Here is a 19,440-nt window from a genome sequence, read left to right on the forward strand (position 1 = left end):
GGGTAATGATGTGCGGATTTGGGGAAGAGCCAGATATCCATATTAATGTAATTAGAAAGCTCTAAAATTTTTAACCTTCCTTCTTTGTTTATAATCTTTCAAAAATTGTTCTTGTATTGAAGCCAAATAATCGTTCGTGCATTCTATAAGCATATTCATCAGTCATATTAGCTAAATAGTCACAAATTACTCGATACGCAGTTGTTTCACATTGAGCCTGTTTAAACAAAATACGATTTTTGTTATCCAGTAAACTCTCAGGATTTGAACTAATTGCATCAAATAAGCGGAGCACCACAGTTTGTCCCCCGTACTCAAAAGTACGTGCTTCCTGCGAATCAATAACATTACAATAAATACACCGCATTAAATAATTCAAAAGTGCAGTTGCCTCAGGAATCAATACCAGATTATATTTTAATAAATTATTTTCAAACGCTTCATTGGTTACCACAATTTGGGTTGAGGTAATGAAATAATTTACTATCTCGCCAATAGTTTGTTTTCTTAAACAAAGATCTTGAGAAAATAATGAATTAATTAAATGATCCTGGCTCTCAGATAAAGCAGTGTCACTCAATAGGTGTCTAAATTCGCGTGTATCTAAATGAGAGGGATTTATTAACCGTAAATGAATAGCATCTTCCAAGTCATGAACACCATAAGCAACATCATCTGCAATATCCATTATTGAACAATCAAAACTGTGGTAGGCAGCTTTACCCGATTTTGTATCTTGAGGAAGGAGTGATAAAGATTGAAATAATTCTTTGTCTTTATCTGAAAAAGGTGATAACAACCACTCCACTTCAGGCTCTTCGCAGTCAAAATAGGCTTTAGGTGGTAACCAATTATTAATTTTAATGGTTTTATGAATGGATTCATGCACAGCAGGTTGATGAGGCGCGATTACACAGGAGTGTTTTACTGGATACTTTAAAACTCCAAGAAGAGCACGGCGAGTTAAATCTAATCCATAAGCTCCATAACTGCTCTCAACTTTGGTAAGTAATCGCAGCGTTTGCCCATTTCCTTCAAAACCCCCGTGATGACGCATCATGTAATTTAGCGCTACTTCACCACCATGCCCAAAGGGTGGATGACCAATATCGTGCAATAAGCAAATAACAGAAATTAAATCATCATTAGGTAATAAAGTGGTTAATATCCTATGATTATGCTGATTAATTAATAAATTACGCACAATGCTACGACCTATTGAATCAACCTCTAGCGAATGAGTAAGGCGTGTACGATGAAAATCCCCTTCATCAGTTCCTAAAATTTGTGTTTTTCTTTGCAGTCTTCGAAAGGCAGGGCAATGAATAACACGTGTTCGATCTCGTTCATAAGGATCACGATGATCCTGAGTTCCTCGTTGATTTGTTTGTCCTGAGCGTCGATGAGTCCACATAGATTCTGCCATAAACATAGGATCTTTTTACTCTTTTTCTAATTTGATCTAAAGCTATCGATTTGGGTCAAGTTAGAAAATTATAAAAACGATCTAACAAAAACTAGTACTGTAAGCCATACTTTTTACTTAAACAACATAAAAATCTAAAGTTTTTTGGTATTTAGTAGATAACTGTAAATAAGAACAATTATAACTCAGGAACTAATAATGAATAATAATATTAAATTCGCCGTGGTAGGGTTTTGTGCCTTAGGTATTTCTTCCTGTGCTATGATGGATAATAGTACAGGTACGAGTTTGAATTATCCTGCTTATGCACCTGCTTATGCATCTTATGAGGACAATAAAGCATACGTACGAAACAATTATAAATTGCCTAATAATTATGATTACTCATATTATGAAAATACTTCATCCAAACAGGAAATTGTGGTGCCAGATACTTACCATGTTGGCGAAATGCGTTCTCCTGTATCGTTTCAGGATCAAGATCAAACTTGGGTAAGCAGTCAAAATCCGCAAACGTACACAATTGAATTAGCAGCAGGAGACAAACCCGCAAAGGTAGCGCAAACATTGTATAAAGCACCTAAAAATGATCGTATGGCACAAGTGAAATATCAACAAGGGGGTAAAAACTACTATCGAGGTGTCTATGGATCTTACAGCAATGCTGCTGAAGCACAAAAAGCTTTAGAGGCATTACCTCCAGAAATTAAAAGAGGTGCTTCTGTAAAAAAATGGGGCAGCATTCAGCCTTAAAATTTAGAGAAGATGGTTTCGAGTATCAATTCACTCTGACCTTGAGTTGCACCCTGGTATTGACCGCAATTGATACAGACAAAAAGTATGTGATTAAGGTTAAGGTACTGCACTTAGTATCACCATGACATGAGCAAGACCCTCGGTGTTGGTACGTTCTGCATTAAACTGCTTTAAATTAATTGCAAATTGTTCATTAATCTTTCTGAACCAGGCAATAAATACATTGAAGGGAATGACTTCAAAAGCAAGTTGAACGTCACCAGAGCTTGTTTGTTGTAACTGGTAAGGAAATTTCAAGGTAGAATCTTCTTTAAGTTGCGTTGCTAAAATAGTAAGTAATTGACTGTTATCGATTGTTTTTTTTGTTTTCAAGGTATTTTTTTTTTGTTTTATTTTTCTCATCCAATCCAATGTAGATAATTTTTCAGCTAATTGCGTGGATTTTTGAGTTACCTGATGATTTAAAGGCAAATACAAAAACGAATAATAACAGTAGAAAACAAGGCATAAAACAGCGCCTACGATTAGCCCTTTTTCGCGCTCATTTAAGTTACTTAAATAGGTCTTCACGTTAACTCCAGGGTAGCAATAACTTGTTGCTGATGAGTAGAAGCTTGGGTTTGTTTCACAGTAAGTTTTGATTCCTTTAATTGATTTTCTAATTTTTCCAAACTCGCAAAATCAGAACTGATTAGCTTAACAGATAATGTTTTATTTTGATAATGCAGTTGTTCCAGGGAGAATTCTTTACTGTTCATTACCTTGGAAAACTGATTAAGTAAAAACCAAAAATGTGTTTGTTCTTCTGTATCATTGCTTTTCAACAGTTGAGTAATACGAAATTTAGGACTGATTACCAGTTTTGAGTTTGGAAAAAACTCATGGTAAATCTCTGCAATTTGTTTATCGATTTGAGCAGTTTCTTTATTTAAAAAATGCAAATTAATCGCATTAATGGAAATAATCGACAGCAACCACAGGCCAAAAAGAACGCCAGCTGCAAGATAAGTCTTCTTAATTAAATCTAACTTACTTCCATATTGAACTTCACCTTGGCAAAGGTTCATCAATTTAGATTTTAAAATTCGTTGTGCTATCCAAGTGAAAGAGCTTTCTGGGCGTTTAGGTAAATCCGAATTATACGTTTTCTCGCTGTCAGTAAATAAAAGAGGGTGATCTATCGGATGCTTTTTAATATAAGTTTCTGCTAAATCTCCTGACAATGCGCCTTTAAAATCTTTGGAATTAACGAGTAAAGTGGCTTCATTAACACATAGCTCCTCTGACTTTAGGGCAAACCAATCCAGAGTAATTGCAGTAAACTCAATCTTTTTTTCCGTAAGTATTTGTATAATGAAGTGTATTCTTTGCTTACTTACAACGGCAATCAGATAATGATTATTTTCATATCTTTCTTTATCAAAAGCAAAATGTAGTTCCTCCACAGATTGAGCCAGCTTATCTTCCAGTGCATACGGAATAGCCACTCTAGCTTTCCTATCAGAAAGCCAAGGTAATTGAAGATTCAGAAGACTGGCATTAGCACTGGTTTCAATAACCAATGTGTTACACTCTTTTTGTAGGTTTAAAATTTCAGCAAAACTACGTTGTGCAGGTGGAAGACTTAAGCTACCTCCTGCATCGAGTTCAAGGCAAAAACATCCATTCTCATCAAGATGTTTGGTGAATAGAAAAAATGTATTCACTACACATAAGCTCTATGTCTTTTAGCGTTCATTGCAATCCATTGCTGTTTTAATTGTTGCGATAAAAGATAGACTACAAGTGCATATTGCGGACTTGAGTTATATCGAGTAATTACGAAGAAATTTGGATAGGCTATCCAATATTCATTACCCTTAGCAGTGACTAGCTCAAGCAATGCGGCGCGTGAAGGATGATTATGAGCGGCTGTTATAGGCCTGACTCCGTGTGCTGTTAATTCATTATAGTTATAATTAGTTTTTTTAGGATTCATTTGCAGGGATTTATAACGCGTATTGACCAATTTTGCATTTTGAACAACACCAGCATTGGGCTGCCACCCATGAGCTTTAAAGTAATTGGCAATACTGGCAATGGAATCATCATTATTGGTTACCAGATCACGCTGACCTTTATGATTGAAATCTACAGCGAAATTTCTATAACTACTTGGCATGAATTGAGGTTGACCTATAGCGCCCGCATAAGATCCTTTGTATTTTGTTGCAGGTACGTTATGTTCACGACAAAGAAGCAAGTATTCTTTTAATTCATGTTTAAAATAGGAAGCTCGTTTTGGGTAATCAAATGCAAGAGTTGCTAAGGCATCTAAAACTTTATTTTCCCCTTGGCGTTCACCGTATAAGGTTTCTACACCGAGAATAGCTACAATCATTTCTTCCGGAACACCATATTGCTTTTGTGCTTGTTCAAGGGTATTTCTATTTGCTGTCCAATAGTCTATACCTCCTTTTAATCGTGCTGGGGTAAGAAATAGATCCCGATAAACATCCCAGTTTTTCTTTTCATAGGGTGTGTTCATTGATTTGATAATCTGCGGTTGTAGTGTCACTTGACTCAGTGTCGCAGTAAGTTGTTTTGCATTAAAGTTATGGTTTTTTACCATATCCTTGATAAAAAGTTGAACGTCTTTCCGTTTTGTAAATGCAACATCAGCAACAGTTGCAAAAGAAAAAAGGCAGAGTATTAGCGCAGTAAAACCTAACTTGGTTATTCGTTGCATGGTACTTCCCATAATTGGAACTAAAGGACAAATATTATTAAAAATATGGAATATTAGCAAATTTTTGTAATTACTTTCAGCTAACACATATTTAGGCTAAAATGCGTTATTTGCAAAAAGGTTATTTTGAGTTGAGTGATTTAAAGCGAATTCGCAACTTTTCAATTATTGCCCACATCGATCATGGTAAATCTACGCTGGCAGACCGATTCATTCAAATTTGTGGTGGTTTAACTGAACGGGAAATGAGCTCTCAAGTTCTTGATTCTATGGATATTGAGCGTGAACGTGGGATTACAATCAAAGCTCAGTGTGTATCCCTAAATTATGTTGCCAAAGATGGTAAAACTTATTTATTAAACTTCATTGATACTCCAGGGCATGTAGATTTTAGTTATGAAGTATCTCGCTCTTTGGCAGCTTGTGAGGGTGCTATCCTGGTGGTTGATGCAGCACAAGGGGTAGAAGCGCAAACAGTAGCAGTGTGTTATACCGCAATCGATCAATCTTTAACCGTCTTGCCAGTATTAAATAAAATTGATTTACCACAGGCAGAGCCTGACCGAGTAATTTCTGAAATTGAAGACATCATTGGTCTTGATGCGCATGATGCAATCAGAACCAGTGCTAAAAGTGGCTTGGGAGTTGATGAGGTTCTTGAAGCATTAGTTGCATGTATCCCACCTCCAGAAGGGAATATTGATGCAGCTTTACAAGCGCTTATTATTGATTCATGGTTTGATAGTTATTTAGGTGTTGTTTCTTTAGTACGTATTGTCAATGGTTCAATTCGTAAAGGCGATAAAATGCGCGTGATGTCTACGGGTCGTTCTTATGAAGTGGATCAGGTAGGTATTTTTACACCAAAGCGGACTAAATTAGAATCTTTACACGCTGGTGAAGTAGGATATGTTGTTGCAGGAATAAAAGAAATTCAAGGTGCTCCGGTTGGTGATACTTTGACTTTGGAAAAAAATCAGGCAGTGAGTGTATTGCCCGGTTTCCAACGTGTGAAACCCCAGGTTTATGCTGGTTTATTCCCTATTAGTGCCGATGATTTTGAAGCATTCCGTGAAGCACTAGCTAAATTAAGTCTTAATGATGCTTCTTTATTTTATGAGCCTGAATCCTCAGAAGCTTTAGGTTTTGGTTTTCGTTGTGGTTTCCTGGGCATGTTGCATATGGAAATCATTCAGGAACGTTTAGAGCGGGAATACAATCTGGATTTGATTTCCACTGCACCCACAGTGGTTTATCAAATCGTGACGCAAAAAGGTGAGACTTTACTCATTGATAATCCGTCTTATTTGCCACCGCTCCCGCAGATAAAAGAAATGTATGAGCCTATTGTCAGAGCTAACATATTGGTACCACAAGATTATCTGGGATCGATTATTAATTTGTGCATTGAGCGACGAGGTGTTCAAGTTAATATGACTTATAGTGGTCGCCAGGTTTCTGTGACTTATGATATTCCAATGAGTGAAGTAGTATCTGATTTTTTTGATCGGTTAAAATCCGTAAGTCGTGGTTATGCTTCATTGGATTACAATTTTGTTCGTTTCGAACAGGCAGATCTAGTAAAAATGGATATTTTGATTAACAGTGAACGGGTTGATGCGTTATCAGTTATTGTTCATCGAGCTGCTTCACACAGTCGTGGAAAGATTATTGCTGAAAAAATGAAAGACTTAATACCAAGACAAATGTTTGATGTAGCTATTCAGGCTGCTTTAGGAAGTCACATCATTGCACGGCAAACAGTTAAGGCATTACGTAAAAATGTGACTGCCAAATGTTATGGCGGTGATGTGACCCGTAAGCGAAAATTATTAGAAAAGCAAAAAGCAGGTAAAAAACGTATGAAACAAGTAGGGCATGTTGAGATACCTCAAGAAGCATTTATGGCAGTTTTTCAAACGGATAAAAAGAATTAAAAGAATTCAGAGGATAGAGTTATGAACTTTGCTTTAATATTAGTTGTATTGTCATTTATTAGCGGATTTATTTACCTATTGGATATATTATTTTGGGCGAAAAAACGCAGTGCAGATCAAAAACCAAATAAAGTTATTGAATACGCACGTTCTTTTTTCCCCGTGTTTTTTGTTGTTTTGCTATTACGCTCGTTTCTTATCGAACCTTTTCGCATACCTTCAGGTTCCTTAGAACCAACTTTGTTGGTAGGCGATTTTGTTGCAGTAAATAAATTTGCTTATGGTTTGCGGCTTCCTGTGGTGGAAAAGAAAATTGTTCCAATTGCTAATCCTAAAACCGGTGAGGTTGCTGTATTTCGTTGGCCACCAGATCCTGCCTATGATTACATTAAGCGTGTCATTGGTGTTCCTGGAGACAAAATTAGTTACCATAACAAAGTATTGATGATTAACGGTCAGGAGGCAAAACAGACATTTGTTGAATACACCACTGATGAAAGTTCAGGAAACCCTGTATCTCAATATAAAGAGAACCTAAATGGTGTAATCCATGATATTTTTATTAGAACGGACATACCAGCGGTAGATTTTGATCTAGTCGTGCCTGAAGGAAATTATTTTATGATGGGCGATAATCGTGATGACAGCGCTGACAGTCGTTTTTGGGGATTTGTACCGGATTCTAATTTTAGAGGAAAAGCCTTTTTAGTATGGATGAGCTGGAATGGCAAAGCGGGTAATGTTCGTTGGTCTAAAATAGGCAGAATGATTAACTAAGTGTTAGTAGTACAAATAACTTTATTGGTAATTGCTTACTTTGTACAAAAATTATCTAATATTTTTACATGGCAACTGAGTAGTTAGGTTTATTGTTTGATTCGCACCGCCCCTAATACAAAAGAGGTAATAGCAACTAGTGAACATTGATTTAGAGAGGTTATGTCGACGTTTAAATTACTCATTTAAAAAGCCCATTTATTTAAAGCAGGCGTTGACTCATTGTAGTGTAGGTAGTGAGAATTACGAACGTTTTGAATTTCTTGGTGATTCCATTTTAAGTTTTGTCATTGCTAATGAATTATTTCATCGCTTTCCTTTGCAAAGTGAAGGTCATCTTAGTCGTTTACGCTCTTTTTTAGTTCGTGGCGATATGCTGGTCGAAATTGCAAGAGAAATTAATTTGGGTGACTTTCTTTTTTTGGGGCAGGGTGAATTAAAAAGCGGCGGTTTTCGCCGTGCTTCTATTCTTGCGGATGCTTTAGAAGCGGTTTTTGCTGCTGTCTTTTTTGATGGAGGTGTGGATTCAGCAAAAGAAGTTATTTTGAAGTTGTACCGTTCCAGGCTTGAAGACCCCCATTTAAATGATTGCTTAAAAGATTCTAAAACGTTACTCCAAGAGTATGTACAGGCAGAAAAAATAGCTTTGCCAAAATATGCTTTGACTAAAGTAGAGGGAGATGAGCATGATCAAATATTTTATGTCACTTGCACTGTCAAAACAATAAAACAAGTGACTAATGGTCAAGGCTCTAATAGAAGGAGGGCAGAGCAGCTGGCAGCTAAAGATATGTTAGAGTACTTACGTGCCAAAAAAATGGAGTAATTGTTCACTCTGGACATAGGGAAGGCCATCTTGATCGATTTGGAACAAGAGAAAACCCCACATCCATGCTTACATAGTGATTGCCGCATGTCTTTTTTATTCCCATTGTTTACATATCTTCTAAAGTCTCGCTAATCTCTAACCATTCTTCCTCAGACTGATTTAAAGACGAATGTACTTGGTTACGCTTTTGCACCAATTGCCCTAACTTGTTTTGATGTATGCTGTTCTCATAGAGATTTGTATCTCCTAACTGTCTATCCAATTTTTCAATTTCACAATGAAATTGTTCAATCATTTGTTCTAATTTCTTCAAACGATTTTGTAACGCTTTTTTTTCTTTGTACTCGCTTGCAATCGAAGTGGCATGTACATTTTCTTTAACAGAGTCTTTGGTGTGCAACCAGCAATAATAATCATCCAAATCACCATTAAAGGGCTGTACTTCCTTTTGGTGCACTAAATAGAAATTATCAACCGTCGTTTTCAACAGATGTCTATCGTGTGAAATTAGAATTAAAGCGCCATCATAACTTTGCAGTGCAAGCTCAATTGCGGCACGCATCCCTAAATCCAGATGGTTTGTTGGTTCATCGAGTAAAAGTAAATTAGGTTTCAGCCATACTAATTGGGCCAAAACAACACGTGCTTTTTCGCCTCCAGAAAAATGGTGAATAGGTTGTACCGCCATATCTCCCACAAAATTAAAGCCCCCTAAAAAATCACGTAAGGTTTGCTCGCGTGCCTCCGGTGTTACTATCTGGAGGGTTTCTAGTGGGCTTAATTTACAGTCAAGTTGCTCTAACTGATGTTGTGCATAGTAACCAATTTGTAAATGAGCTGAACGATGGAACGTTCCTTTTAATGCAGGTAAAGAACCGGTTAATGTTTTGATTAACGTGGATTTACCTTCACCATTAGGACCGAGCAAAGCAATTCTGTCTCCAGGACTAATTGATAGGTTAATTTTTTTTAATATAGTTTCCTGACCTGGATAACCAGCATCTAATTGGTTGCACTGTATTAAAGGATTGTCAGCACGTAAACAAGGAAAAAATTCAAAAGAAAAAGGGGAGTCAACTTGTGCTGCAGCAACAAGCTCCATTCGTTTTATAGCTTTAAGACGGCCTTGCGCCTGCTTTGCTTTAGTTGCTTTTGCTTTAAAGCGATTAACAAACGTCATCATATGATTAATTTTTGTCTGTTGCTTCTCATGCATCACTTGTTGTAATGCTAATTGTTGGGCATGTGTTTTCTCAAAACAGCTGTAATTACCGCTATATAACATTAAATTTTGTTTCTCAATATGCAAAATATGAGTGACAAAAGCATCAAGAAATTCTCTATCGTGGGAAATTAAGATAATAGTGCTTGAGCTTTGTTTTAAAAAGCGTTCCAGCCACAAAATAGCTTCCATATCCAAATGATTAGTTGGCTCGTCAAGTAAAAGTAAATCTGCAGGCTTCATAAGACATCGTGCAAGGCTTAAACGCATGCGCCAGCCGCCTGAAAAACTATTGATTGAAGCCTCATGTTGATCGCAATTAAAGCCTAAACCAGACATAATTGTCGCTGCTTGTGCCGGTTTACTGTACCCTGCGGTCTGATTTAATTCCTCATGGCAGGCTACCACTTCAGCATGATTATGGGATTGCTCAGCTTGATCCAGACGTTGGAGTAAATTGATGTACTCGCTATCCCCACTTAAGACAAAATTAATTGCTTTTTCATCACTATCAGGTAATTTTTGCGATAAATGACTGATTCTAAGATTAGGATTAATTAAATATTCGCCTGTATCTGCGGTTAATTTTCCCAATAAAAAGTCAAATAGGGTAGATTTACCACAACCGTTATAACCAATAAGACCTATTTTTTGTTTTTCATAAAGCGTGATATTGGCTTTATCAAGTAAAACTTTATTACCGCGAGTTAAGGTGATCTGACGAAGGGTTAGCATTATAAATTATTAGTCATAAACAAGAAGAGGGCATTCTATCATAGTTCAGTTAGGGTGGAGGCAAACAATTTAAACAATAATTTATGTACTTGGCTCTATAATTTTTTTCTTTGCTGATTGATGGCGAGCTTGTTTTTCAATATCAATATAACGATCTGTAGTGGCACTTGAACTATGGCCGGCATCATCGCGAACGTGTTCGCGAGGACGGGTTTTCACATCCTCAGAAATTCCGGTATGTCTTAACCAATGCACGGTAGCTTCTGTTAAATTATCTGCCTCATCTGCATGTCCATTTCTTCTTAATTCCTCTTCAGCAAAATCAAAACAATGTTGAATAATACGGCGAATCGGTGCAGTATCACCCATAGGTCCATTACCACGAATTTTGGGGATTAGCGGGGAATTATCTGCGGGTGAAGGTAGGGGAGTTAGTCCTAAAAAACTACGCCAGCGAGTTAAACTTTCCAGCATTGAATCACTTACTGCGATTTGTCGTTCCTTATTTCCTTTCCCCACGGTGGTAAACCACCAATAACCATTACTGTCTTTAGCAAAATCATTCATACTAGGCACCCAGCGATCATTTGCTGCAAGTTCAGAGATGCGTAAATACATACCAAATAACATGCATAACATAAAACGAGTGCGTTCATGTTTTAAGGGTGATTCTTCTGCAAGTGATTCTGCAGCATTAAGTACTGCAGCCCATTGAATGAGACTTAAACGACGTATTGGTATAGTGTGTTGGCGTTTACGAATAAATTTACTTTTTTGGCGAATCAGTGCTACTGGATTGGATTCCAAGTATTCTTCTGCAATTAAGAAGTTAAATAGGGTACTTAAGATAGCAAAGAGTTCATGAATTGAGCTTTGAGATAGGTTAAATTGATCCAAAGCCGGTTTTTGTCCATTTTTTATAGCTGATTTGCTCAAGGTCACCACAAAAGGACGCCATTCTTCATTAGGTATACGTCGTCCATCTTTTTCTAAAAATCGAGGCACTTTTTTTAAACTTATCCAGGATTGAGGTGGGTTTTGGCAAAAGTGGACATAATGTTCTATATCTTCACGTCTTAAAGTATCTATAGTTGTATTCTTTATAAGCCACGACCATTGCAATAATCGTTCTACTTCCCTGCGATAACTATTAAATGTACCCTGGCTTCCTGTGTAGCTTTTTAAAAAATTTAAGGTGTAATGAAAATCATCATAAAAACGAGTCTCAGGTACTTTGGCATGTTCGTGGTTTTTATGTAAATAATTCAAATTGTCAAATAAAGGAAGGAGTTTAAATTTCATATTATTATTTGAAATAGAATGAACAATAAGTAATGCTAACTGAAAAACTTCTAAGATACGAGAGATTAAACCAAGTCAGTGCTCTAGCTAAAAACGCTGATGAAGAAGAAAATTGGAATTCAATTTCATTCCAATTATTTAGCTAATAACAAATAATTTAAAATAGTTAAAAAAAATATTATTTTTTTGTTGACCTAAATTATCTCCGTTAGTATCATGTGCGCACTGTCCTCGGGACGGGTAACGGGGTGTAGCGCAGTCTGGTAGCGCGCCTGCTTTGGGAGCAGGATGTCGGGAGTTCGAATCTCTCCACCCCGACCAATTAAGCGCCCGTAGCTCATCTGGATAGAGCATCGGCCTTCTAAGCCGAGGGTAGCAGGTTCGAATCCTGCCGGGCGCGCCAGCCCAAAGATGTCCGAAGGCGAGATTTCTGGTTAAAAGATTATGGTGAGCGTAGCTCAGTTGGTAGAGCCCCGGGTTGTGATCCCGGTTGTCGTGGGTTCGAATCCCATCGTTCACCCCATGTATTGTAGAAACAAGATTTATCGCTAAAGATTCATCTGAGTCTTTACAAGACTGAGTTACTGATTGATAATCCAACCTGATTGCGAAAGTGGCGGAATTGGTAGACGCACTGGATTTAGGTTCCAGCGGGGCAACCCGTGAGAGTTCGAGTCTCTCCTTTCGCACCATTATCATTATAAATTCCAAGAGGTGAATTAATGCAAGTTTCTGTTGAGACCCTAAAAGGTTTGGAACGTAAGATAACAATTTCTGTACCTACTGCGAAGGTTGAGGAAGAAGTTAGCTCGCGTCTTAAAGGCTTAGCTCAAAAAGTTAAAGTTGATGGTTTCCGCTCTGGCAAAGTCCCTATGCATATTGTCACTAACCGTTATTCGGGCAGTGTTCGCGAAGAAGTCGCCCGAGATATGGTTCAATCAACCCTATTTGAAGCCTTACAACAACATGAATTAGTTCCTGCAAGCTCTCCTTATATAGAGCCTGAACAAATAGAGAAAAATAAAGATTTTACTTACACTGCCACATTTGAAGTAATGCCAGTATTTGAAGTTGCTGAATTAAATCAGGCTACAGTTGAATTAGTGACGTCAGAAGTGGCGGAAAAAGATGTTCAGATAATGATTGATAAATTACGCGAACAGAACAAAGAGTGGCATGAGGTGTCACGAGCAGTGCAAAAGGACGATAAAGTTATTATTGATTTTGAAGGCTTCGTGGATGACAAGGCGTTTGAAGGTGGGAGCGCCAAAGGTCATGAGTTAGTTATCGGTTCTGGCTCGATGATCCCAGGATTTGAAGAAGGTATTATTGGCGGTGAAAAAGAAAAACAATTTGATATTAAAGTAAATTTCCCAGAAGATTATGGTCATAAAGAATTAGCTGGCAAAGAAGCTGTCTTCAAAATTACTATTTGTACTATTATGGAAGGCAAGTTGCCTAAATTTGATGATGCATTTGCGGAAAAATTTAATATTAAAGAAGGGGGTACTGAAGCCCTTAAAATGGACATCAAAGACAACATGATTCGTGAATTAGAACGTCGTGTTGGCTCGATCAACAAAGAAAAATTGTTTGATCGTTTAATGGAAGTAAATAAAATTAATCTACCATTAGCTTTAATTGATAAAGAAATCGAACATTTAAAACACGATATGTATCATCGTCTGTTTGGACATGAGCATCATGAAAATGAACAAATTCCTGATTTTCCAAGAGAATTATTTGAAGAGCAGGCTCAACGTCGTGTTCATCTTGGTCTACTGTTCTCTGAGTATGTTAAGAAGCATCAAATTGTTGCGGACAAAGAAAAAGTCGATGCAATGATTGAGAAATTTGCTAGCGCTTATGAAAATCCTGATGAATTACGAGCTTGGTATCGTAGTAAGAAAGAACATTTGGCTGAGATAGAAGCATTAGTTATGGAAGAAATGGTTGCTGATAAAATTGCTGCTGATGCAAAAATTAAACATACATCTGCAGATTATGATTCAATAATGAATCCAAAAGGAGCAACTGAAAAGGCGACTAAAAAGAATAAAGGAGAATAATTTTATGTCAGGATATTCAGAAAATATAATTCGCAATGCCAGCGGATTGGTACCAATGGTTATTGAGCAAACGTCACGTGGAGAGCGCTCCTATGACATTTATTCAAGATTACTGAAAGAGCGTATTATTTTTCTTTTGGGTGAAGTTGAAGATCATATGGCTAATTTAGTGGTTGCTCAATTATTGTTTCTTGAGTCTGAAAACCCTGAAAAAGACATTTCTCTTTACATTAACTCTCCTGGTGGCGTAGTAACTGCTGGTTTAGCAATTTACGACACCATGCAGTTTATTAAGCCGGATGTGAGCACCTTATGTATTGGTCAAGCAGCAAGTGCTGCTGCCTTACTGCTTTGTGCAGGTGCAGATGGTAAAAGATTCTGTTTGCCAAATTCACGTGTAATGATACACCAGCCTTTGGGTGGTTACAGAGGTCAGGCAACTGATATTGAAATTCATGCACGCGAAACATTAGCGGTAAGAGAGCGTTTAAACAGCATTATGGCCAAGCATACTAAAAAGACTTCTGATCAAATTTTGAGAGATACGGAGCGTGATAATTTTATGAGTGCTACACAAGCTGCTGAGTATGGTCTTATTGATAAAGTTATTTATGATAGAGAATTAATAAGTAATCCGGCAGAATAATTCGGAAGAACTTTCTTCAGTTGGCATAATTTATTACAGCCAGTTTAGGAAGGTTCCCCTTTTTGTTCGATAGGGTGTAAGATAAATTAATTTTATTAGGGTGACATATCTTTTCTGATTGACTAAAATTTTACATGTATGTTACCTAATTTTCGGTAATAGCTGTAAGAAGGGGTTGGATATGAGTAAATCTGGTAACGGAAGTAGCGATAAAGTTCTTTATTGTTCTTTTTGTGGAAAAAGCCAACATGAAGTAAAAAAATTAATTGCTGGTCCTTCTGTATTTGTCTGTGACGAGTGTGTAGAGCTCTGTAATGATATTATTCGTGAAGAAACACAGGAAATTAATGAAGAAGTTGAAGTAAATTTACCTTCACCAAAAGAAATTTCAAAATTTTTGGATGAATACGTCATTGGGCAGCCCCACGCGAAAAAAGTGTTGTCTGTTGCCGTCTATAATCATTACAAGCGACTACAGCATAAAAGTGAAGACGGTGTTGAATTAGGAAAAAGTAATATTTTGCTAATTGGACCAACTGGTAGCGGTAAAACTCTTTTGGCACAAACTTTAGCGCGCATCTTAAATGTTCCGTTTGCTATGGCTGATGCAACTACTTTGACTGAAGCAGGGTATGTTGGAGAAGATGTCGAAAATATTATTCAAAAACTTTTGCAAAAATGTGATTATGATGTAGATAAAGCGCAACAAGGTATCGTCTATATTGATGAAATTGATAAAATTTCTCGTAAGTCTGATAATCCTTCTATAACTCGTGATGTTTCTGGTGAAGGCGTTCAACAGGCCTTACTGAAATTAATTGAAGGAACAGTGGCCTCAGTACCACCTCAAGGTGGGCGTAAACATCCTCAGCAAGAATTTCTGCAAGTAGATACCTCTAATATTTTATTTATTTGCGGTGGTGCTTTTGCCGGTTTGGATAAAGTAATTCGCGAACGAAGTGATAAATCAGGAATTGGTTTTTCTGCACAGCTGAAAAATAAAAAAGACGATAGTGAACAGATGTCTAAGGTTTTGAGCCGGCTAGAGTCTGATGATTTGATTAAGTACGGATTAATTCCTGAATTTGTCGGTAGATTACCTGTAGTAACTACATTACAAGAACTGGATCATTTGGCGCTGATTGATATACTTACTAACCCTAAAAATGCATTGACGAAGCAGTTTCAGTCACTCTTTAAAATGGAAAACGTTGAGTTAGAATTTAGGAATGAGGCATTAGATGCAATTGCTAAAAAAGCTCTGGAAAGGAAAATGGGAGCTCGGGGTTTGCGCGCTATACTTGAAAATATTCTTTTAGACACCATGTATGAATTACCGTCTCTAGAAGGTGTAAATAAAGTAGTAGTTGATGAAAGTACAGTGAATAATACGTCAAAGCCTATACTTATTTATGAGCATGAGATGAAGACTGCAGTAGGGGGGAAGGAGTAGCTAGTTAAAATACACAACTATTCACCCTATTAAACTCCGTGTCTGTTCAGGGTGAATAGTTACTAAGTTTCTGTAGCTTTGTCTTACTACCGGTTATGCATTAAAATGTTGAATGGTTGTATTTTTTTATTCAAATATTAATTCGGCCGGGTAGAGGGGGTATAATCCCCTTAGCCATAAAAATGGTAAGTTTCCGCATTAATTTCTCTTTCATACATTAGGCTTCATTTGTCTTTCCAGTAAAGTTTTGAATGAAGTAGTCTATTGAACTTTGTTCATTTTTCCAATTACCGGTATACTCAGTTGAGTAGTAAAAATTATTGTAAAATTATAACTATCGCTTGTTTGAATAAGGGTTCAGTATGTCTATTGAAAATAAAGTGACGCCACATGAGACTGAAACAATGTCAATGATTCCTGTGTTACCCTTGAGGGATGTAGTAGTTTACCCTCATATGGTAATCCCCCTTTTTGTTGGTCGTGGAAAATCAATTAAGGCTTTGGAAGCGGCTATGGTTGATAATAAGCAAATCTTTTTAGTCGCACAGAAAAAATCGTCTAATGATGATCCGTCTGCAGAAGATATTTATGAGGTAGGTACCTTATCCAGTGTGCTGCAATTATTAAAATTACCCGATGGCACCGTAAAGGTTTTGGTTGAAGGAGAGCGGCGTGCTCGTGCAAAAGAATACACTCAAGACAAAGGCTACCTAGAAGTTTCTCTGGAATTTATGGATGAGTTTAATAATGCAGTGCAGGAACCAGAGGTCGATATCTTAATGCGCTCATTAATGTCGCAATTTGAACAATACATTAAGCTAAATAAAAAAATTCCTCCAGAAGTATTGTCACCATTAGCGGGAATAGAAGAGCCAGGCCGTCTGGCTGATACTATTGCTGCTCATTTAAATTTAAAAGTCGATGATAAGCAACTGCTGTTAGAAACATTAGACGTAGGAACTCGTCTTGAACGTTTAATGGCTGCTATTGAAACTGAAATTGATCTATTGCATGTTGAAAAACGTGTAAGAGGGCGCGTTAAACGTCAAATGGAAAAGAGTCAGCGTGAGTATTACCTTAATGAGCAAATGAAAGCTATTCAAAAAGAATTGGGCGAAATGGGCGAAGAAGGTAATGAAATTGAGCAAATCGAAAAATCCATCACTAAAGCCGGCATGCCTAAAGAAGCTAAAGAAAAGGCAATGGCTGAACTTCATAAATTAAAAATGATGTCACCAATGTCTGCTGAGGCTACAGTGATCCGCAATTATCTTGATTGGATGTTGCTGGTCCCATGGAAAAAAAGAAGCAAAATTCAATTTGATTTACTCAAAGCAGAAAAATTATTGGATAAAGAACATCATGGATTAGAACAAGTTAAAAAACGTATTATCGAGTATTTGGCAGTTCAACAGCGAGTAAAACGTTTAAAAGGTCCTATTTTATGTTTGGTTGGACCTCCTGGGGTTGGTAAAACTTCTTTAGGTCAGTCGATTGCAAATGCAACGGGTCGTACTTTTATTCGCATTGCTCTAGGTGGTGTGCGCGATGAAGCTGAGATCCGTGGGCATAGGAGAACCTATATTGGTTCTATGCCAGGAAAAATTATTCAGAAATTGTGTAAAGCGGGCGTGAAGAATCCACTAATCATGCTTGATGAGGTCGATAAGATGGCTATGGACTTCCGAGGTGACCCAGCCTCTGCTTTGCTTGAAGTATTAGATCCAGAACAAAATCACACCTTTAGTGATCATTATCTTGAAGTGGATTATGATTTGAGTGATGTAATGTTTATTGCAACCGCTAACTCTTTGGAAATACCTGCGCCTTTATTAGATAGAATGGAGGTAATCCGACTTGCTGGTTACACAGAGGATGAAAAGGTTAGCATTGCCGAACAATATCTGATATCAAAACAAACTTCCTTAAATGGTTTAAACAAAGAGGAAATTCATATCAGCGAAGGCGCGATTAGAGAGATTATTCGTCACTACACACGTGAAGCAGGCGTACGTAATCTCGAGCGCGATATTGCCAGCATTTGCCGAAAAGTAGTAAAAGAAATTCTTTCCAACAAAAAAACCAAAAAATTATCAATCACCTTAAATAATATTGAAAAATTTCTAGGGGTTAAGAAATTTAGATATGGATTAGCTGAGGAGTTTGACCAAATTGGACAAGTGACTGGTCTAGCCTGGACGAGTGTTGGTGGTGAATTGCTGACAATTGAAGCATCTATGATGCTCGGAAAGGGTAAGGTAACTCATACTGGGCAGCTGGGTGAAGTCATGCAAGAATCCATCCATGCAGCAATGACGGTGGTACGTAGCCGCGCTAAAAAACTAGGATTGGCGGATGACTTTTATGAAAAAAATGATTTTCATGTTCATGTCCCCGAGGGAGCTACCCCAAAGGATGGGCCAAGTGCTGGAATAGGAATGTGTACCGTATTAGTTTCAGTTGTCACAAAAATTCCTGTTAAAGCCAATGTTGCAATGACCGGGGAAATTACGTTACGAGGGCAGGTATTACCTATAGGGGGTTTAAAAGAGAAATTGTTGGCTGCTCATCGAGGTGGAATTAAACATGTAATCATTCCTGAAGAAAATGTAAAGGATCTGGAGGAAATACCTGATAACATACTTCGCAAGCTCACAGTACACCCAGTCAAGACTATTGAGCAAGTTTTAGAACTCGCTTTACAACGCAGTCCTTGGGTAGATCGATCAGATAATAAACAACCTGATCCTTTGATGGATAAAAGACCAAAAAAAATTAAAAATAATGATTTACATGCTCACTAATTAAAGGTATATTTCTTTTCGTAGCCCGCTACTGGCGGGCACTGCAAGGATGAAACTACTTGATTAGTTAATTTGATTGAGTTTGAGTTAAGTTAACTTAAAGTATGGAAGATTAACTGTATAGGGGAAGCGATGAATAAGAGCGAATTAGTTGATGCTATAGCAAGTGGTTCGGGTTTAACTAAAGCTGATGCAAGCAGAGTACTTGAGACTTTTACTAGTACCGTTACTGATGCTTTAAAAAGTGGTGATCAAGTTGTCATACCTGGATTTGGGTCTTTTTCAACAGGTAATCGTTCAGCACGCACAGGCAGAAACCCGCAAACTGGAAAAGTTATCCAGATTAAAGCATCAAGAGTTGCTAAGTTTAAAGCAGGTAAAAACCTGAAAGAAGCAGTACAGGAAGCTTAAGATTTTAGGGTGCTTAGCTCAGCTGGGAGAGCATCGCCCTTACAAGGCGAGGGTCGTAGGTTCGATCCCTACAGCACCCACCATGAAATGGAGTGGTAGTTCAGTTGGTTAGAATACCGGCCTGTCACGCCGGGGGTCGCGGGTTCGAGCCCCGTCCACTCCGCCATATTAACGCGCCTTTAAAGGCGCGTTTTTTTATATCACAAGATGAGGTAATAAACCTCATTCAAAAACTTGCTAGGGAAGCGCTTTCAAAATTTCGGGTGCTTAGCTCAGCTGGGAGAGCATCGCCCTTACAAGGCGAGGGTCGTAGGTTCGATCCCTACAGCACCCACCATGCTAGCG

15 protein-coding genes and 7 tRNA genes are annotated in these 19,440 nt (G+C 37.6%); 16 read left to right on the forward strand and 6 right to left on the reverse strand.

Going from position 1 to position 19,440, the window contains the following annotated elements; genetic code table 11:
* Nucleotides 1–88: 88 nt before the first annotated feature.
* On the reverse strand, nt 89–1,414 hold the full coding sequence (locus WA877_RS02265) for an anti-phage deoxyguanosine triphosphatase (protein WP_425169333.1): 1,326 nt from the start codon (nt 1,412–1,414) through the stop codon (nt 89–91).
* Nucleotides 1,415–1,624: 210 nt separating this feature from the next.
* Between WA877_RS02265 and WA877_RS02270 the strand changes: the two genes are divergently transcribed.
* Nucleotides 1,625–2,179, forward strand: coding sequence for an SPOR domain-containing protein (locus WA877_RS02270; protein ID WP_425169320.1), 555 nt, complete (start codon nt 1,625–1,627; stop codon nt 2,177–2,179).
* Nucleotides 2,180–2,278: 99 nt separating this feature from the next.
* On the opposite strand, the gene gspM is transcribed toward WA877_RS02270, so the two are convergent.
* The 3 genes from gspM to mltB are packed head-to-tail and all read right to left on the reverse strand — an operon-like array spanning nt 2,279 to nt 4,910.
* Complete coding sequence (gene gspM / locus WA877_RS02275) at nt 2,279–2,752, reverse strand: type II secretion system protein GspM (RefSeq protein WP_425169321.1); 474 nt, start codon at nt 2,750–2,752, stop codon at nt 2,279–2,281.
* The gene (gene gspL, locus WA877_RS02280; protein WP_425169322.1) at nt 2,749–3,888 is read right to left on the reverse strand and encodes a type II secretion system protein GspL; all 1,140 of its coding nucleotides are present in this window, start codon (nt 3,886–3,888) and stop codon (nt 2,749–2,751) included. The genes gspM and gspL overlap by 4 nt, the downstream gene beginning before the upstream one ends.
* Nucleotides 3,888–4,910: a lytic murein transglycosylase B gene (gene mltB / locus WA877_RS02285; RefSeq protein WP_425169323.1), complete on the reverse strand. Its 1,023-nt coding sequence runs from the start codon at nt 4,908–4,910 to the stop codon at nt 3,888–3,890. Before mltB ends, gspL begins: the two co-directional genes overlap by 1 nt.
* A 131-nt stretch (nt 4,911–5,041) precedes the next feature.
* Between mltB and lepA the strand changes: the two genes are divergently transcribed.
* From lepA to rnc, 3 genes are all read left to right on the forward strand, one after another.
* The gene (gene lepA, locus WA877_RS02290; RefSeq protein WP_425169324.1) at nt 5,042–6,847 is read left to right on the forward strand and encodes a translation elongation factor 4; all 1,806 of its coding nucleotides are present in this window, start codon (nt 5,042–5,044) and stop codon (nt 6,845–6,847) included.
* A 21-nt stretch (nt 6,848–6,868) separates the two neighbouring features.
* The gene (gene lepB, locus WA877_RS02295) at nt 6,869–7,624 is read left to right on the forward strand and encodes a signal peptidase I (protein ID WP_425169325.1); all 756 of its coding nucleotides are present in this window, start codon (nt 6,869–6,871) and stop codon (nt 7,622–7,624) included.
* 139 nt (nt 7,625–7,763) lie between these two features.
* Nucleotides 7,764–8,450 (forward strand): ribonuclease III, encoded by a 687-nt coding sequence (gene rnc / locus WA877_RS02300; RefSeq protein WP_425169326.1) that lies wholly within the window; start codon nt 7,764–7,766, stop codon nt 8,448–8,450.
* Nucleotides 8,451–8,559: 109 nt separating this feature from the next.
* On the opposite strand, the gene WA877_RS02305 is transcribed toward rnc, so the two are convergent.
* Together WA877_RS02305 and WA877_RS02310 are read right to left on the reverse strand one after the other, a co-directional pair.
* Nucleotides 8,560–10,410, reverse strand: coding sequence for an ABC-F family ATP-binding cassette domain-containing protein (locus tag WA877_RS02305; RefSeq protein ID WP_425169327.1), 1,851 nt, complete (start codon nt 10,408–10,410; stop codon nt 8,560–8,562).
* A gap of 81 nt (nt 10,411–10,491) precedes the next feature.
* Nucleotides 10,492–11,712 carry a tyrosine-type recombinase/integrase gene (locus WA877_RS02310; protein WP_425169328.1) on the reverse strand — a complete coding sequence of 407 codons (1,221 nt, stop codon included), beginning with the start codon at nt 11,710–11,712 and terminating at the stop codon, nt 10,492–10,494.
* Between the two features lie 244 nt (nt 11,713–11,956).
* On the opposite strand from WA877_RS02310, the gene WA877_RS02315 reads away from it, so the two are divergent.
* From WA877_RS02315 to WA877_RS02370, 12 genes are all read left to right on the forward strand, one after another.
* Nucleotides 11,957–12,033: transfer RNA gene (locus WA877_RS02315), tRNA-Pro, on the forward strand.
* Between the two features lie 5 nt (nt 12,034–12,038).
* Nucleotides 12,039–12,115: transfer RNA gene (locus WA877_RS02320), tRNA-Arg, on the forward strand.
* A gap of 44 nt (nt 12,116–12,159) precedes the next feature.
* Nucleotides 12,160–12,235, forward strand: a tRNA-His gene (locus WA877_RS02325).
* A gap of 84 nt (nt 12,236–12,319) precedes the next feature.
* Nucleotides 12,320–12,404 (forward strand) — tRNA-Leu (locus WA877_RS02330).
* A gap of 30 nt (nt 12,405–12,434) precedes the next feature.
* Entirely contained in the window at nt 12,435–13,781 is a 1,347-nt protein-coding gene (gene tig / locus WA877_RS02335) for a trigger factor (RefSeq protein ID WP_425169329.1), read from the forward strand.
* Nucleotides 13,768–14,427: an ATP-dependent Clp endopeptidase proteolytic subunit ClpP gene (clpP, locus tag WA877_RS02340; RefSeq protein ID WP_425169334.1), complete on the forward strand. Its 660-nt coding sequence runs from the start codon at nt 13,768–13,770 to the stop codon at nt 14,425–14,427. The genes tig and clpP overlap by 14 nt, the downstream gene beginning before the upstream one ends.
* A gap of 181 nt (nt 14,428–14,608) precedes the next feature.
* The gene (gene clpX, locus WA877_RS02345) at nt 14,609–15,880 is read left to right on the forward strand and encodes an ATP-dependent Clp protease ATP-binding subunit ClpX (protein WP_425169330.1); all 1,272 of its coding nucleotides are present in this window, start codon (nt 14,609–14,611) and stop codon (nt 15,878–15,880) included.
* Nucleotides 15,881–16,242: 362 nt separating this feature from the next.
* Complete coding sequence (gene lon, locus WA877_RS02350; RefSeq protein WP_425169331.1) at nt 16,243–18,684, forward strand: endopeptidase La; 2,442 nt, start codon at nt 16,243–16,245, stop codon at nt 18,682–18,684.
* A gap of 132 nt (nt 18,685–18,816) precedes the next feature.
* Nucleotides 18,817–19,095 (forward strand): HU family DNA-binding protein, encoded by a 279-nt coding sequence (locus WA877_RS02355; protein ID WP_425169332.1) that lies wholly within the window; start codon nt 18,817–18,819, stop codon nt 19,093–19,095.
* A gap of 7 nt (nt 19,096–19,102) precedes the next feature.
* Nucleotides 19,103–19,178, forward strand: a tRNA-Val gene (locus tag WA877_RS02360).
* 6 nt (nt 19,179–19,184) lie between these two features.
* Nucleotides 19,185–19,261 (forward strand) — tRNA-Asp (locus WA877_RS02365).
* A 95-nt stretch (nt 19,262–19,356) separates the two neighbouring features.
* A tRNA-Val gene (locus WA877_RS02370) sits at nt 19,357–19,432 on the forward strand.
* The last annotated feature ends 8 nt before the right edge of the window (nt 19,433–19,440 follow it).

Origin of the sequence: Legionella sp., assembly GCF_049790535.1 — a bacterium.
Lineage (GTDB): Bacteria > Pseudomonadota > Gammaproteobacteria > Legionellales > Legionellaceae > Legionella.

Excerpts from the sequence above, each read along its gene's own strand:
- mltB (WP_425169323.1), bottom strand. The coding sequence starts at position 4,910 with ATGCAACGAATAACCAAGTTAGGTTTTACTGCGCTAATACTCTGCCTT.
- tig (WP_425169329.1), top strand. The coding sequence starts at position 12,435 with ATGCAAGTTTCTGTTGAGACCCTAAAAGGTTTGGAACGTAAGATAACA.
- WA877_RS02270 (WP_425169320.1), top strand. The coding sequence starts at position 1,625 with ATGAATAATAATATTAAATTCGCCGTGGTAGGGTTTTGTGCCTTAGGT.
- WA877_RS02355 (WP_425169332.1), top strand. The coding sequence starts at position 18,817 with ATGAATAAGAGCGAATTAGTTGATGCTATAGCAAGTGGTTCGGGTTTA.
- lepB (WP_425169325.1), top strand. The coding sequence starts at position 6,869 with ATGAACTTTGCTTTAATATTAGTTGTATTGTCATTTATTAGCGGATTT.
- clpX (WP_425169330.1), top strand. The coding sequence starts at position 14,609 with ATGAGTAAATCTGGTAACGGAAGTAGCGATAAAGTTCTTTATTGTTCT.
- lon (WP_425169331.1), top strand. The coding sequence starts at position 16,243 with ATGTCTATTGAAAATAAAGTGACGCCACATGAGACTGAAACAATGTCA.
- WA877_RS02265 (WP_425169333.1), bottom strand. The coding sequence starts at position 1,414 with ATGTGGACTCATCGACGCTCAGGACAAACAAATCAACGAGGAACTCAG.
- WA877_RS02305 (WP_425169327.1), bottom strand. The coding sequence starts at position 10,410 with ATGCTAACCCTTCGTCAGATCACCTTAACTCGCGGTAATAAAGTTTTA.
- WA877_RS02310 (WP_425169328.1), bottom strand. The coding sequence starts at position 11,712 with ATGAAATTTAAACTCCTTCCTTTATTTGACAATTTGAATTATTTACAT.